This window comes from Janthinobacterium salmonicoloratum (assembly GCF_051380845.1).
In the GTDB taxonomy this organism is placed as follows: Bacteria; Pseudomonadota; Gammaproteobacteria; order Burkholderiales; family Burkholderiaceae_D; genus Janthinobacterium; species Janthinobacterium lividum_F.
Window position 1 is genome coordinate 2133655 of sequence record NZ_JBNYXV010000001.1, and the last position, 14425, is coordinate 2148079.

A 14425-nucleotide genomic window follows, 5' to 3' on the forward strand; every position below is an offset into this window, starting at 1 on the left:
TCCGCTTGCGAGGAATTTTGTACCGCGTCCGAATGTGTATCCAATGCAATCACAGACGAAGGTAATACAGTCTCTCCTGCCTCGCCTATGGCGGCAGCCCAGGAAAAGCATGACTCCTGTCATGAACGCTACGATTGCACTACAACTATTTCCCGGCGATGACGTGAAAAATCACTGCTCACCGGGTAATTTTTTCCCCGAAGACAGAACGGTCTGAAGTCAGACCTGCTTCAAGCGTAGCGTGAACCGATTGCCGAGTATTTTTCTTTTTAATACAAAGCTGAAGCGGACTTCAAGAAGTTCATAGCTTATCCACGCAAGCGCAATTGAGGTGGCTGTAACTAGCATCGTGAAAGGGAAATCATAGGTATATTTCTCGATCTCTGTTCCACGGGTAAGAAAATATGCGGGAGCAATCACTAAGGGATGTACCAGATACAAGGAAAACGATATTTTCCCCAGCCATAACAATGGTGCCGGCACGGGTATTTCTTTCTCTTTGTTCAGCAAGGCCAGGAATAGAAACGTTAATGCAAGCGGACCACTCCAGAACTGAAAGCCAAAATGTCTCGGCATCCCGCCCAAAATATTCCATGCAGCGATACACACAGCAAGCATGAGTGCCATGTAGAGTGCCTGTATATGGCGTATGCGCAGGCGTGAAATATATAGCAAACCGATCAAGACTCCAGCAACGAAATCCCAAATGATCGGCGAGGTAATGAGGTTCAAATATCCGGGGCGGAAATCATGGTATGCAGTGACATCAAAAAAATGATACCACGGTGTTATCAGGAAAAGCGGCGCGATAAGGGTTATGCCTATCCAGGAAAAAAATGCCAACCATCGATACCGGCCAAAGAAGAGCGAGCATCCCAGGACGAAATAGAAATACATCTCGTAGTTCATAGTCCAGCCGACATGCAGCACCGCACCACCGAAATAGGGGGCGCCGGCTGCGTAATCCAGTGGCAAAAATAGCATCGAACGCAAGATTCCTGCTACCGTCCATGCATGCAATTCCCAATCAGCAATAAGACTGGCCTGCATGTATTTTCGTACAATTACTTCTGTCAGACAAAACAAGAGCGTGATAAGGAAATATGTTGGCCATATCCTGAAAAACCGATTGCTCCAAAATCTGACAGTATTATCCAGGGAGGGAGTAATATTTTGCGTGGAAAGAACCATGACAAAACCGCTCAGCATAAAAAATAAATCGACGGCGGCAGGCCCGGACGCAAAAAACCATTGCAACGTGGCATTACTAGGTCCAACAGGCACATGCGATGTCGTATGATAAATTGCAACAACAATAGCAGCCAGGCCGCGTAGTGCTTGGATAAATGGTATCTGGGTCTGGCCAGTAGATTTCATCGTGACAAGGGAGAGAAAAGGTTGGGCATTTCAGCCTCAGGGGGGAGGGCTGCAGTGAAAAACACTAGATATAACTACACATATTCTAATAATGCGGGTAAAACACTGCCTAGACATATTCCACCGCCAGTTGCTGATACGACGGACAACGGTGCCGTACACAAAAACTGCACCGTGCCGTCGATTCAAATTTCAGGCCCATGCTGCATTCGAAGGCGAGGCACTCGACCGTGGCATGCTGGCCGCCCGGTATTTCAGGACAAGGCGGCGGTTGCGTCCGCCTGCCCCCCCCTTTTTCAGCGGATCAGTTTACCTATAGTCATAAAAATAATTCGTATATCCAAGGCAAGCGAACGCTGGCGTACATACTCCTCATAAAAACGCAGCTTGACCGGCATGACCTCCTCAATGTAGGTACGCTCCGGATCGGCCGACTCACCCAGCAGACGGTTTTCATCACGATAGGTGATCGAGGCCAAATCCGTAATCCCCGGCTTGACGGAAAGCACCAGTTCGCGCTGCGCGTTCGTATATAGCGCCACGTACTTCGGCACTTCCGGCCGCGGCCCGACCAGGCTCATATCGCCGATAAGCACATTGAGCAATTGCGGCAACTCGTCAAGTTTGTAATGACGCAGCCGGTGTCCGACACCAGTGATACGCGCATCGCGCCCGACGGTGATCTGCCCCTGCTTTTCCGTTCCAACCGTCATGGTACGAAACTTAAAAATGCGAAACAGGACACCATGCTGCCCCACCCGTTCTTGGCGGAAAAACACCGGTCCCGCGGAGTCCAGCTTCACCCACACAGCAATCAGCACCAGCAACGGCGCCAGCAGCAGCAAGCCGCACAGCGCCGCGATGACATCGAAAATGCGCTTGATCAGCACAGCAACTCGCGCAGCGTGCGGATCACCCGTTCCTGATCCTCGTCCGTCATGGCCGTATACAAAGGCAAACTGACCATCGCATGATAGGCCGCCTCCGCCTCGGGGAACTGTTCCGGCGCAAGATGATAGGTATCGCGCCAGTAAGGATGACGGTGCAGCGGAATGTAATGGACGCTGGTGCCAATACCGTGGTCGGACAGCTTCTGGATCAGCTCATTGCGGCCAATCGGCGCCGCAGAGGTCAAGCGCACGACGTACAGGTGCCAGGCATGTTCGCCACCATCGGCAGCCTCGGCCGGCAGCAGCAACGGCAGATCCGCCAACCCCTCAAAATAGCGCCGCGCGAGTTGCTGGCGGCGGGCCGAAAATGCATCAATCTTGCGCAACTGATGGATGCCCATCGCTGAAGCGATATCGGTCAGATTGTATTTGTAGCCAGGTGCAACCACTTCATAGGCCCAGGCTGGCGTCTTCGAGACGAAACGATCGAAGGCATCTCGGCTGATGCCGTGAATGCGCATCATCTTGATGCGGGTGGCGATGTCGGCGTCGCGCGTGACGACCATGCCGCCCTCACCTGTGGTCATCGTCTTGTTGGCATAGAAGCTGAACACGGTGACGTCACTGTCCAGGGTACCGATCAAGCGTCCTTTATAGCGCGTTGGGAACGCATGCGCAGCATCTTCAACGACACGCAATTTGTGCTCACGCGCCAACGCCAGGATGGCGTCCATGTCGCAAGCCAGGCCCGCGTAGTGAACCGGCATGATGACTTTCGTGCGTGGCGTAATGGCCGCACGAATCGCCTCCAGCGACAGGTTCAGCGTGACCGGATCGGTGTCGACAAAAACCGGATCGGCTCCCATGTAGCGCACCACTTCGGCCGTGGCCGTAAACGTCATGGTTGGCACAATCACTTCATCGCCAGGACCGACGCCGAGCGCCTCAAGTGCCAGGTGCAAACCGGCGGTGGCCGAATTGACGGCGATCGCCTCGACGCCATCGCCGATATAGGCGGCGAAATCCTGTTCGAACTGCTTGGTCTTCGGGCCTGTCGTGACCCAGCCTGAACGCAGGCATTCGACCACGGCGGCAATTTCCTCGTCACCGATTTCAGGTAGTGCGAAGGGCAGGAATTTTTGTTCTGTCGTCAAAATAAATACCTCAGGTTGGCACAACGGACGCCCCTTACGGCGCCTCGGTTATGCGGTCTATGAAACGATTCTATCGGCAGGCGTCGATGAAACGCTGGGCCAGCACGGGATAAGTATGGTTTTCCAGCACAAACCGCCGGCCATTCTGCCCCATTTTCGCCCGCTCCTCGTCGCTTAACGCCAGCAGGCTTTCAATGGCCTGCACCAGCGCAGCTGGATCACCAGGAGAAATGGTCAGCCCGCAGCCGGCTTCGCCGACCGGGTCGTTGCCCGACTCGATGGCCTGGATGATCGGTTTGGCGGCCATCATATAGTCCATCATTTTATTCGGACTGACCCCAAAGCGGTAAATAGGCACCCGTTGCGAGCCGATGAATACCACATCCATCTTTTCCAGCAGGGCCGGGATCGACTGTTTCGGGACAGGATCAAAAAAGTGCACATTATCGAGCTTGAACTCGGTCTTCATGGCCAGCAGTTTGCGTTTTTCCGAACCATCGCCGACCAATACAAAGACCACCGGCCGGTCACCTAACAAGCGCGCCGCAAGAAGTACATTGTCCATCGCATTCGCCGGACCATGCGAGCCGGTATAGCCGACCACACGCGCCCCGCCCCGTTTGAGTGCATCGATCTGCTCAAGCACGGGCAGGTCTGGCGGCTGCTCGGGCGCGCGCCACTCATCGACGTCAATACCGTTCGGGACATAGGCGAATTTCTCGCGCGCCATGCCATGCGCCATCATGTGTTCGAGCGCCTTGGGCAGCATGGAAACCACCTTGTCAGCAGTGCGGTATGCCCAGTTCTCGGCGTACTGCAATAGCATGATGAACGGATGGCGCGGCGACATGCCACCTAATTCAATCGGACTGAGCGGCCACAGGTCGTGCACCTCAAAACAAAGCTTGGCACCGCATTGAGCGGCGATACGTTTGGCCGGAAAGATATCGAGTGGGTAGGTCGAAGACGCGATCACCAGGTCTGGCTTGACCAGTTTGCCGATGCGCCGTCCGTAGAACAGCATCTGCGCCACGAAGGAAAACATATTGAGTACGCGGCCGCCGCCATTCCCATCGTATTTCGGGCTACGCAGCCAACGGTACTCGATACCGTCCACCTCTTCACGCGCAAGAGCCCGATCAGCCACAGGGTTGGTGCGGCGCAGGTGCGAGAAATCCGCGCCGACGATAGTCACATTGTGCCCCTGTCTGACCCATTCACGGGCCAGATAATAGGGACGGTACTCCATGCCGTAATGGGGATTGCCGGCATAGTGATTGATCAACAATATATTCATGAAAACAGTCTAAGGACTTTTTTTGATCAAGGGACGAGCTGGATTGCCAGCCACGGTGATTCCGGCCTCGACGTCTTTCACAACCACCGCGCCTAACCCAACCACCGCGCCAGCTCCAATTTTGCGCTTTTCAAGAATGGAGGCATTCGGCGCAATCCAGGCGCCGGCGCCGATCACTACGCTGCCGCTCACTTCGGCGCAGGCAATGACCATCGCATCGGTACCAACTTCAACATTGTGGGCAATGTGCACATGATCGTCGATCTTGCAGCCATCCATCAGTACGGTATTGCCGATAGTGCCGCGACATACTGTAGTCAGGCTACCGACTTCGACGTCGTCACCGATGATTACACTTCCCAGATGAGGAATACGAATCGGCCGTCCGGATGGGTCAGATTCGAAACCATAGCCTTCTTCACCGATAACCGCACAAGATTTGATCAGGCAGTTACGACCGATACGTACACCGTCGGCGATCACGACATTATGATAGATCTCTGTACCTTCACCAATTTCCACACCATTACCGATCACCGTATTACGACCGATACGTACGCTAGGATGGATACGCGGAGGTTCCGTGTGCTCGCAAAAACCGATCTCGGCTTGCAGCAGGCGCAGTGCCAGCGCAAAATCGAGGCGTGGATTATCGGACTCGATCAAGGCCAGGCCATCCCGCGCCATTGAAAGCGGACCGATTACCGTGCAGGCGACAGTACCGAGTTCACGCTCCGTCTTGGAAAATACCAGCGCGTCGGCAGTGGCCTGGTCGACCGACCGAATTTCCATGATAGGCAAATCGCTACCGTGCAAAGTACGGCCCAGCGCCGAGGCCAGCCAGGCTGCTGTGGCGGGGCGGTTTAAGCGATTATCCATCGGATCACCTCAAATGATTCTGCATATTGCGTACCGATCTGGGTACCACGGAATACGGCCTGGCTCTTCACCACCTCGGCCGAAGCGTACACGCGATGTGCCTGCGATTGGTAGCGCGCCAGCGACTCCACCTTTTTACCCACATCCTGCTCACTAAGGTGCACGAAGCAACTTGTGCGGAAATCGAGGTTGTTCCATGGCACTTCATAGCCAAGCATGGTGGTACGCTTGAATGCGCGGAAACCTTCGTGGGCGATCACATGGTGATCCTGATGGGTATCGTTGGGACTAGGTAAAAATACCAGGTCGGGTTGAAGCTCGCGATTCAGCTTGACCATTTCGTCAAGAATGGCCTGACGCTGCTCGGGGAATTTACGCACTTCGAAATCGAGCACGATACAATCTTCGGGAGCAATGCCCAACACCAAGGTGGCTTCCTTGACTTCCTTGCGCAAGATGTCGCGCGGCAAATGGGGCAACACCGACTGCTCCGCGGCAGAAAATGCCACGTATACGGCACGCCAGCCTTCGCTGACATATTTCGCAATCGTTCCACCACAGCCGAATTCGCCGTCGTCGGTATGCGGTGCAAGCACCAGCAAAGTTTTTACTCTATGGATATCAGCCATGTAATCTGCACCTTCAATAAATTATTAGAAACGCCGCGCTAGGCACTGGCCATGATTCATACCTGGGAACGTTACAGCATCGATAATAAACCCGAAGCCTTCCGCCACGCCAGCGCCGTTGATCTGCTTAGGCCGCCACTGTCTGTCTGTAGGCATCGCGCATCAATGTCACGCAATGGTCCCAGGAAAATTGCTGACACACCCTGGCGCGTCCCGCCACGCCAAGACGGTTGCGCAAGGCGCTATCTTGTACCAACAGGTATAAGGCATCGGCCAGCGCTTGTGGGTTTTCGTTTGGAATGATCAAACCCGTTTCATTTTCGGCCACCACCTCCGGCAACCCTCCCATACGCGATACCACCACCGGCAATGCACAGCTCGACGCTTCCAGAATCGCCACGCCGAAGCTCTCACTGTCATTGCGGCTCGCCGCCACATAGATATCGAGGCGATTCAACCAGTCCGGTACGGCCGTGTGATCTACCTGCCCCGCGAAGGTAACACTGGCGTCAAGGCCCAGCTGCGCCACCAGCGCCTGCAACGCTGCGGTCTCGCCCCCCCCACCGACCAGCATCAGCTCAAGACGCCCCAACAGATCATCTGCCTTTTCTTCCTGTAAGCGTTGCCTCAGCAACGCATAACCCTTGATCAGAATATCGATACCGTACTTCTTAGCCATCGTCTTGACGGTGCCAATCACCAGGCGCCCGTCAGCTGCTCTCGGTGCTGGCACGAATCGCGCGATGTCAATACCGAACGGCGTGACAAAAATCGGGGCCAACTCGGGACATAAAGAACGCGTCTGCTCCGCCATGACATGGCTCGTGGAAGCGATGCGGCTGGCAGCCCTCAAATTACGCTTGATCAGCCACATTTTGAACCGCGACTCGTAAGGGAATTCGTAGACGTCCGCGCCCCACACCGACAACAGCGAAGGGCCGCGCCAGACACCTGCCATCAGGGTGCCATAACCGCTGGCGTAATGGCAATTAAGCAAATCTGGCGTCATATCTGCAAGCACCTTGCCCAAGGCGCGCCGATTCAAAAAATAGCCCTTTCCGCCACGGTAAGGCAGCATATGAACGCGTACGCGATCAGAATACTGATATGCATCAAAATCGTGCTGAGTGACCAAGTGTACTTCGATATCCTGCTGTGCCAGCGCATTGCACCAGCGGCTAATATGAATCGAGTTGGCCGGACCAAGAATGGCTATTTTCATATTTCGTTTTTGTTGTTGTCGGTTTTTTGCCAATGCGGCGCAGCCTTAGCGGTCCATTCCATCAACCGGCAAATCAGGTAAATGAGAGGCAGCGGATAAATAATATAACCGAGACCAATCACGATATTTCCACGAGCAATCATCAGTAATGCTGGCAACCCAAGTCCGAGAAGGATTGCCGTCATGGCCGGCGGCGCCCGCTGCAGCACCGACTCAAACACCGTCAGTAAAAATGCAAATAGCAAGGGATAAAGAAGGGCGCCGAACCAGCCAGCGTTGAGCAGCGCATCACCCCAAATCAAAAAGTGAAGAGATCCGGGAATACCTTGATGCGAACTATCGATCATTTCTTTTAGCCAAGGATTATCATTGAATAATCCATCGTTCAAGGCTGCCGTCCAGACCTGATAGGTTACGTCCATCGGCTTGAGGGAAATATCGGCCAGCTCGCGCGGCAACAGAATAAGCAAGGCTCGATGCAGGGTAGGCATTGGACCCGCACTCCAACCTTCCAGGTACTTGTGCACGATGTAAAAGTAATACTTCATGATATTGTCTTCGCCGCCGAAAAGCCCCCCGCCGTCAACGGAGCTGCCAATCGCATCGAGCAGGCTCGAAAAATCCATGCTCAGCATAGCGCTCAAGCCGATGCCACGCGCAGCGCGCGACAGTACATGCATCGACAGCGCCGCTACTGCGCCACCGACCAAAACGTACAGACGGCGAGAAAAACTGATGCGATCAGATAAAAACAATTCATAGTAGAAATAGCCACCAAGACAGAACAGCATGGCCCGCGAGCCGGTTACCATGAAGACACCCAAGCAGCACAGCACCAGAAAAACAAATCTGATGCGGCTTTTATAGAACACGGGAGCAAGAGAAAAAGCCACTAGCCCCAGCAAATTGGATACGCCATCGAGCAAAGTAAGGCCTTCGCTTCGCTGCTCTGACCAATTGAGCATCAGGAAATCGAGGCCATTACGGGCCTTGATCAAGGCAATGATGACAAATATCCCCGTAACCAGAAAAAACAGCCGTTTCCACGCCTGCTCATCAAAAACCAGTTTACGATAAGAGCCGCTGCGCGGCAGAAGCCAACCGCCCAGCAGGTATAGAAACACGCAGAACAGGACATTGCAGGCAAACAGAAACAGCATACCGGCGTACAACACCCGAGTACCGTAGGCCGCCTCGATGGACGCCTCGTTGATTGATAGCGTGTAATAAAACAATGCCATCAATAAAATTGAATAGTAGCGGGATTTCGATATCGAATACAGAATACTAGGCAAAAGAACCAATGCCGACAGGAAAGAGATCATGGTAGAAGCGAATCCTGGTCAGGTATGCAAGGCCGATGGCAAGCCAATCAGGCGGCCATAGCTGCAGCTAAAAATATTCTTCAGGCAATACGCCATATAAGCGAAGCAGCACACCTCTCCAGCCACCCAACACAGCGCGATGTCGCGGGCACTGGTCGGCCGCAAAACAAGAATGGCCAGCACGATGAAAACCGAGCGCACGATATTGGCATAGGCGACACTCTGGTGATGTCCTTGCGCCATCAGCATCGGCGGCAAGATACGATTGTGCAGCCAGAAAAAACTAGCGCCGATGAAGCAAAGTGCCGAAGCGCCCGCAGGGGCGAAACTGGCGCCAAAAATCAGGGAAATCATCGGTGGCAGCGCTAACCATCCGAGAGGAAGAGCCAGCATGCCCAACAGGCTGCAACCGAGCGCCAGCTTTTCATATTCGGCCTGCGCAGCGGCATCATTACCCTTTTTTGACCAATGGTTGTATAGCACCGGCGCGACCATATTCAAGGCAGTCACCATGGCATTCAAAAACAGTAGCGACATACCGAAATAGCCAGCCTCAGTATGACTGCCTGCAGCCCGGGCCAACATCCAGAAGGTCAGTGCAGGCACGATGGTAGTGGTAATGGCTGGAACGAAAGACCAAGCGCCCTCTTTCATCAGGATACGGCAGTCAGCCCCCAACGCCCCCCCCTCACGCAAGCCGAAACCTGCCGTTCGCCCCACTTCGGCGCTGGCGAACAAGGCAGCGCAAACGAAACTCCACATGAGCAATTGGGGCAATATTGTGAAGTCGTTACCTATGCCAAGGAAAAATATCAGCGGCAGACAAATCAAGCCGGGGCTTGCTGTAATCAGATTAAACAGCAGAGGGCTAGAGTTGCTCAGAGCAACGGCGCGGAACAAACCGTGCAGCACCATCGCCAGCGCGCAGGCACACATCAGCCAGACATCGCGCCGGCTTAATGCTGTCGCCTGAGCTAAATAATCCCCCCCCAACGCTCCCAGCAGCAGCAATAGCGCTGCCAGAGCCAGGCCATAGCGCACGATCAATCCGGCGGCGCGGCGCGCACTGATCCGCCCGGCATTGATGTGAAACGTCAGCGCCTGGGAAAAACCAAACAGGCCTAGCACGGAGATCAAGTCGATCCACGAACGGTAAGTACTGAAATAACCTTGCCCCTCGGGTCCAAAGCGACGTGAAACCACAACTGAGACAAGGAAAGTCGCAACCACACCGAAACCTTGAATCAAGAGCGCGAGCCCCAGTTGCCGCTGTAACTTCATGCGTCCTCTTTATGCCAACGCAAAGATGATCTGTTCCTGCTCCTGTGCAGTCAAGTCTGGGCCCATCGGCAGACTCATCACGCGCTGTGCAGCACGCTCGGCATGCGGATAGGCACCCTTGTCGCCGAAGCCGGCATAGGCTGGCTGCAAATGCATGGGCACTGGATAATGTACCGCGGTCGGAATTCCAGCTGCCTTCAGGCGTTCCTGAACAGCGTCGCGCGACTCGACCAACACGGTAAACTGACCGTACACGCTGCTGCGGTCGGCACGCTGGCTGACCGTCTCGACTTTGTTTTTCAGCAATTCATTGTAGCGCTGACCAATTTCCAGCCGCTGCGCCACTTCCCATTCAAAACGCTCGAGCTTGGCAAGCACCACCGCACATTGCAGCGTGTCCATACGGCCGCCAACGCCAATGCGCGTGTGCACATAGCGTTTCGACTGGCCATGCACCCGAATTTCACGCATGGCTTGGGCGAGCTCATCGTCACTGGTAAAAATAGCGCCGCCGTCGCCATAACAGCCCAAAGGCTTGCTCGGGAAAAAGCTCGTACAGCCTATCGTCGACAGATTGCAGCTCTTGCGTCCCTTGTAGGTCGCGCCGAAGCTTTGCGCAGCGTCTTCGATGACCACCAGCTCATGACGCGCCGCGATGGCATTGATCTCATCCATGTCAGCCGGTTGGCCATACAAGGAAACTGGCATGATGGCGCGCGTGCGTGGCGTAATTGCAGCTTCGATCAGAGCGGCGTTGATATTGCAAGTGTCAGGTTCGATATCGACAAATACAGGCTTGGCGCCCAACAGCACGATCACTTCGGCCGTGGCGATGAAGGAAAATGGCGTGGTGATGATTTCGTCACCGGGTTTGACGCCTATGGCCATCAAGGCAATCAGCAGCGCTTCGGTACCAGAAGCAACAGTGATGCAGTGTTTCGCCCCTGTATATTCCTGCAATTTGCCTTCCAACTCTTTGACTTCCGGACCCATAATATATTGGCCATGATCGAGAACTGCCTGGATGCGTGCGTTAACCTTGTCACGCAGGGCTACGTATTGCGCCTTGAGATCGATGAATTCCATGTTGGACTTTGATGTTAGTTGTTGATTAAGGCGCAGATGCCATCTTGCAATGTATAACGCTCGCCAGTGTGCTCGCAAACGGTTTCGCCGTCACCGGTGAGAGGCAGCGCCAGCCGTTCGCCGAAACGGCTCATCCAGCCAACCTGACGCGCCGGCACGCCCACCATCAGAGCGAAGTCCGGTACGTCACGATTGATCACGGCGCCCGCGCCGACAAAAGCGTAGGCCCCCACTGTACTGCCGCAAACAATGGTGCAATTGGCGCCCAGCGTGGCGCCGCGTTTGACCAGCGTCTTGCGGTACTCATCCTTGCGGGTTACCGCCGAGCGCGGATTGTAGACATTCGTAAATACCATGCTGGGACCACAAAACACGTCGTCCTCGATGGTCACGGCATCGTACACGGAGACATTGTTCTGGATCTTGACGTTATTACCAATGACGACATCATTGCCGACAAAAACGTTTTGCCCCAAGGAACAGCCTGCACCGATGCGTGCGCCACCGCAAACGTGAACGAAATGCCAGACGCGGGTAGCATCCCCAAGCGTCGCACCAGCGTCGACGATTGCACTGGAATGTACTGTGGCCGCCATCTTAATACTCCAGGGGCAGTGCGACACGCTTGCCATCACGCGCTGAAAGGTAGGTAGCGATCAGCACTTCCATCGATTTCAAGCCTTCACGGCCGTCCGTCTCAGGTTCGGCTTCGCCACGCAAGACCTTAATGACATTGTCGTAATACAGCGGATGGCCAAAGCCATACACCGACGTGGTTTGGTAACTGGCTTCCTTGACCTTCTCGTCATCAGCGTGCGGCTCGGAAAACTCCCAATGCTGCACTTCGTTGACGGCAACACCGCCGATACGTACTGTGCCTTTTTCGCCCAGAATGGTAATGCTGCCTTCCAGATTGCGCGGGTAGGTCAGCATCGTCACGTTCATCGAACCGAGCGCGCCATTGCGCCAGCGCAGACTGATGACACCGGTGTCCTCGACCTCGATATCGCGCTCCAGCGTGGCGGTGTAGGCGTGCAGACTCTCGACGGGGCCGATAACCCAGTCGATCAGGTCGACATAATGGCTGGCCTGGTTCATGAAGGCGCCACCGTCGTATTCCCAGGTACCGCGCCATTTCGCGCTGTCATAGTATTCCTGCGGGCGGGTCCAGAAAACGTTCAGGTTCACCATGTAAATGCGGCCGAAACGTTTTTCCTCGACGGCCTTCTTAAGCAGCTGCAAGGTCGCATTGCGGCGATTTTGTTTCACAACAAACAACCGCACGTTGGCAGCATCACAGGCTTCGACCATGCGCTTGGCATCGTCCCAGCGGGTTGCCATTGGCTTTTCGGTGATGACGCTGTAGCCAGCCTCGGCAATCTGGATCGCCTGCTCCGGATGCATGCCGGACGGCGTCGTCAGAATAAACGCGTCGGCCTGGCAATGCGCGAGCATCTCGGTCAGGCTGGTATAAGGCGTGGCGCCCGTGCTAGCGGCAGCTTCAGCCAGCGCTTGCGGATTAATGTCGCACACGCCAACGAGTTCGCAACGGTCTGCATGCTGCTGGATCGCGCCGAAATGATTCTTGGCAATGCGTCCGCAGCCGACCAAGGCAAAGCGGATCTTGCGGTCAGTGACCGGAGGTGGAAAATGGCGCATTCAATAATCTTTCGGAATTAGGCTTTGACAACGTTGGATGCCGGCGTCAGGTAGACACCGCGCGTATCGACGATCAATTTCGCGTGCTCCTGAATCAAGGCGTAATCAAAGGCACGGTGATCGGTCGCCAGCAGCACCACATCATAGGACGCGATTGTGGCGGCGGTCAGTTCAACACTGGACAATTCAAAATGGTGTTCGCGCATCTTCGGGAAGACCGGCACGTGCGGATCCGAGTAAGCGATATCGGCGCCCTTGTCGCGCAGGATTTCCATCAATTCCACCGATGGCGACTCACGCATATCGTCCACATTCTTCTTGTAAGCAATACCCAGCACCAGCACTTTGCTGCCCTTGATCGAACGCGAGCGCTCATTGAGGGCATCGGCCAGCTTGCTAATGACCCAATGGGGCATGTCGCTGTTAATCTCGCCCGCCAGTTCAATGAAGCGGGTGTGCAGACCATACTGACGTGCTTTCCACGTCAGGTAGAACGGGTCGATCGGGATGCAGTGGCCGCCAAGGCCAGGGCCGGGATAATAGGCGGTAAAGCCGAAAGGCTTGGTGGCCGCGGCACGAATGACTTCATGAATATCGATATCCATCTTGTCGGCAATGATTTTCATTTCATTGACCAAACCGATATTGACGGCACGGTGTATGTTTTCCAGCAACTTGGTCAACTCGGCCGCGCGCGTCGAGCTGACCGGCACAACGGTATCGATGGCGGGGCTGTAAAGTGCAATGCCAGCCTGCTGGCAGGCTTCTGTGGTGCCGCCGCAAATCTTCGGAATGGTACGGGTTTCGAAATGCTGGTTACCCGGATCTTCGCGCTCGGGCGAGAACACCAGAAATACCTCTTCGCCGACCTTGAAACCGCCAGCCTCGATACGCGGCTTGAGCTCCTCATCGGTGGTTCCAGGGTAGGTGGTGCTTTCCAGCGAAACGATTTGACCTGCACGCATATGCGGCACCAGCGCTTCTGTTGTACTCAGGACATAGCTCAGATCTGGCTCACGGTAATCGTTCAGCGGAGTGGGCACGCAGATAATCAACGCATCGGCCTCTGTGGCGCGCGAAAAATCAGTGGTAGCCTCGAAACCCTTGGCACGCGCCGCATTGATGGATTCGGCGGAGATATGCTCGATGTAACTTATCCCTTGATTCAGCTTATCGACCTTGACCATATCGATATCGATACCCAGCACCTTGAAACCGACATCGGCATAACGCAGCATCAAAGGCAGACCAACATAGCCCAAACCCACAATGCCGATAACCGCATTGCCATTTTCGAATTTCGAAATAAGTTGATTTAGAAACTTCTTGTTTTTGCTATCGTTCATTTTTAGGTTTAAATTCTTAGATAATTACAACAATTACACCACCCCGAAAAACGAAACGGACACGTGCCGCACGTTAGGACATCAAGAAAGAAAGATGATATAAAGAAAGAGGAGAGCCAGATTGTAAAAGGGTGGTCCAGTATAACGACTCCGAGCCTATCTGGATAGGCCTCGAAGCGGAAAAGGGCGGCGACACAGGGGCGCACCAAGGACTAATGTGACGCTTTTACTACTGTAGGCAAGAAAAAACAGGCCCTATTTGGTCACATAAAGTTACACT

13 protein-coding genes are annotated in these 14425 nt (G+C 54.5%); all 13 read right to left on the minus strand.

Annotated elements, in window-relative coordinates:
* Window positions 1-219: 219 nt before the first annotated feature.
* The 13 genes from ACQ4WY_RS09855 to ACQ4WY_RS09915 all read right to left on the minus strand — a co-directional run bounded on the left by ACQ4WY_RS09855 (window position 220) and on the right by ACQ4WY_RS09915 (window position 14145).
* Entirely contained in the window at window positions 220-1377 is a 1158-nt protein-coding gene (locus tag ACQ4WY_RS09855) for an acyltransferase family protein (protein ID WP_436503824.1), read from the minus strand.
* Between the two features lie 296 nt (window positions 1378-1673).
* Window positions 1674-2264, minus strand: a complete 591-nt coding sequence (locus tag ACQ4WY_RS09860; RefSeq protein WP_436504423.1) for a sugar transferase — start codon at window positions 2262-2264, stop codon at window positions 1674-1676.
* Window positions 2261-3421, minus strand: a complete 1161-nt coding sequence (locus tag ACQ4WY_RS09865; RefSeq protein ID WP_436503826.1) for a DegT/DnrJ/EryC1/StrS family aminotransferase — start codon at window positions 3419-3421, stop codon at window positions 2261-2263. Before ACQ4WY_RS09865 ends, ACQ4WY_RS09860 begins: the two co-directional genes overlap by 4 nt.
* A 70-nt stretch (window positions 3422-3491) precedes the next feature.
* Entirely contained in the window at window positions 3492-4718 is a 1227-nt protein-coding gene (locus ACQ4WY_RS09870) for a glycosyltransferase family 4 protein (RefSeq protein WP_436503828.1), read from the minus strand.
* 9 nt (window positions 4719-4727) lie between these two features.
* Window positions 4728-5597, minus strand: coding sequence for a hypothetical protein (locus ACQ4WY_RS09875; protein ID WP_436503830.1), 870 nt, complete (start codon window positions 5595-5597; stop codon window positions 4728-4730).
* The gene (locus tag ACQ4WY_RS09880) at window positions 5582-6226 is read right to left on the minus strand and encodes a PIG-L deacetylase family protein (RefSeq protein WP_070224367.1); all 645 of its coding nucleotides are present in this window, start codon (window positions 6224-6226) and stop codon (window positions 5582-5584) included. Before ACQ4WY_RS09880 ends, ACQ4WY_RS09875 begins: the two co-directional genes overlap by 16 nt.
* 127 nt (window positions 6227-6353) lie before the next feature.
* A complete protein-coding gene (locus ACQ4WY_RS09885) occupies window positions 6354-7448 on the minus strand; it encodes a glycosyltransferase (protein ID WP_436503832.1) in 1095 nt (364 codons plus the stop codon).
* Complete coding sequence (locus ACQ4WY_RS09890) at window positions 7445-8773, minus strand: hypothetical protein (RefSeq protein ID WP_436503833.1); 1329 nt, start codon at window positions 8771-8773, stop codon at window positions 7445-7447. The genes ACQ4WY_RS09885 and ACQ4WY_RS09890 overlap by 4 nt, the downstream gene beginning before the upstream one ends.
* Before the next feature lie 18 nt (window positions 8774-8791).
* Window positions 8792-10054: a lipopolysaccharide biosynthesis protein gene (locus ACQ4WY_RS09895; RefSeq protein ID WP_436503834.1), complete on the minus strand. Its 1263-nt coding sequence runs from the start codon at window positions 10052-10054 to the stop codon at window positions 8792-8794.
* Between the two features lie 9 nt (window positions 10055-10063).
* Entirely contained in the window at window positions 10064-11140 is a 1077-nt protein-coding gene (locus tag ACQ4WY_RS09900) for a DegT/DnrJ/EryC1/StrS family aminotransferase (protein ID WP_436503835.1), read from the minus strand.
* Between the two features lie 14 nt (window positions 11141-11154).
* A complete protein-coding gene (locus tag ACQ4WY_RS09905) occupies window positions 11155-11736 on the minus strand; it encodes an acyltransferase (protein ID WP_436503836.1) in 582 nt (193 codons plus the stop codon).
* A gap of 1 nt (window position 11737) precedes the next feature.
* On the minus strand, window positions 11738-12799 hold the full coding sequence (locus ACQ4WY_RS09910) for a Gfo/Idh/MocA family protein (RefSeq protein ID WP_436503837.1): 1062 nt from the start codon (window positions 12797-12799) through the stop codon (window positions 11738-11740).
* Between the two features lie 17 nt (window positions 12800-12816).
* A complete protein-coding gene (locus ACQ4WY_RS09915; RefSeq protein WP_436503838.1) occupies window positions 12817-14145 on the minus strand; it encodes a nucleotide sugar dehydrogenase in 1329 nt (442 codons plus the stop codon).
* Window positions 14146-14425 lie beyond the last annotated feature (280 nt).

Coding starts and splice junctions, on each gene's coding strand:
- ACQ4WY_RS09905 (WP_436503836.1), bottom strand. CDS start 11,736: ATGGCGGCCACAGTACATTCCAGTGCAATCGTCGACGCTGGTGCGACG.
- ACQ4WY_RS09900 (WP_436503835.1), bottom strand. CDS start 11,140: ATGGAATTCATCGATCTCAAGGCGCAATACGTAGCCCTGCGTGACAAG.
- ACQ4WY_RS09870 (WP_436503828.1), bottom strand. CDS start 4,718: ATGAATATATTGTTGATCAATCACTATGCCGGCAATCCCCATTACGGC.
- ACQ4WY_RS09885 (WP_436503832.1), bottom strand. CDS start 7,448: ATGAAAATAGCCATTCTTGGTCCGGCCAACTCGATTCATATTAGCCGC.
- ACQ4WY_RS09895 (WP_436503834.1), bottom strand. CDS start 10,054: ATGAAGTTACAGCGGCAACTGGGGCTCGCGCTCTTGATTCAAGGTTTC.
- ACQ4WY_RS09880 (WP_070224367.1), bottom strand. CDS start 6,226: ATGGCTGATATCCATAGAGTAAAAACTTTGCTGGTGCTTGCACCGCAT.
- ACQ4WY_RS09875 (WP_436503830.1), bottom strand. CDS start 5,597: ATGGATAATCGCTTAAACCGCCCCGCCACAGCAGCCTGGCTGGCCTCG.
- ACQ4WY_RS09915 (WP_436503838.1), bottom strand. CDS start 14,145: ATGAACGATAGCAAAAACAAGAAGTTTCTAAATCAACTTATTTCGAAA.
- ACQ4WY_RS09855 (WP_436503824.1), bottom strand. CDS start 1,377: ATGAAATCTACTGGCCAGACCCAGATACCATTTATCCAAGCACTACGC.
- ACQ4WY_RS09910 (WP_436503837.1), bottom strand. CDS start 12,799: ATGCGCCATTTTCCACCTCCGGTCACTGACCGCAAGATCCGCTTTGCC.
- ACQ4WY_RS09890 (WP_436503833.1), bottom strand. CDS start 8,773: ATGATCTCTTTCCTGTCGGCATTGGTTCTTTTGCCTAGTATTCTGTAT.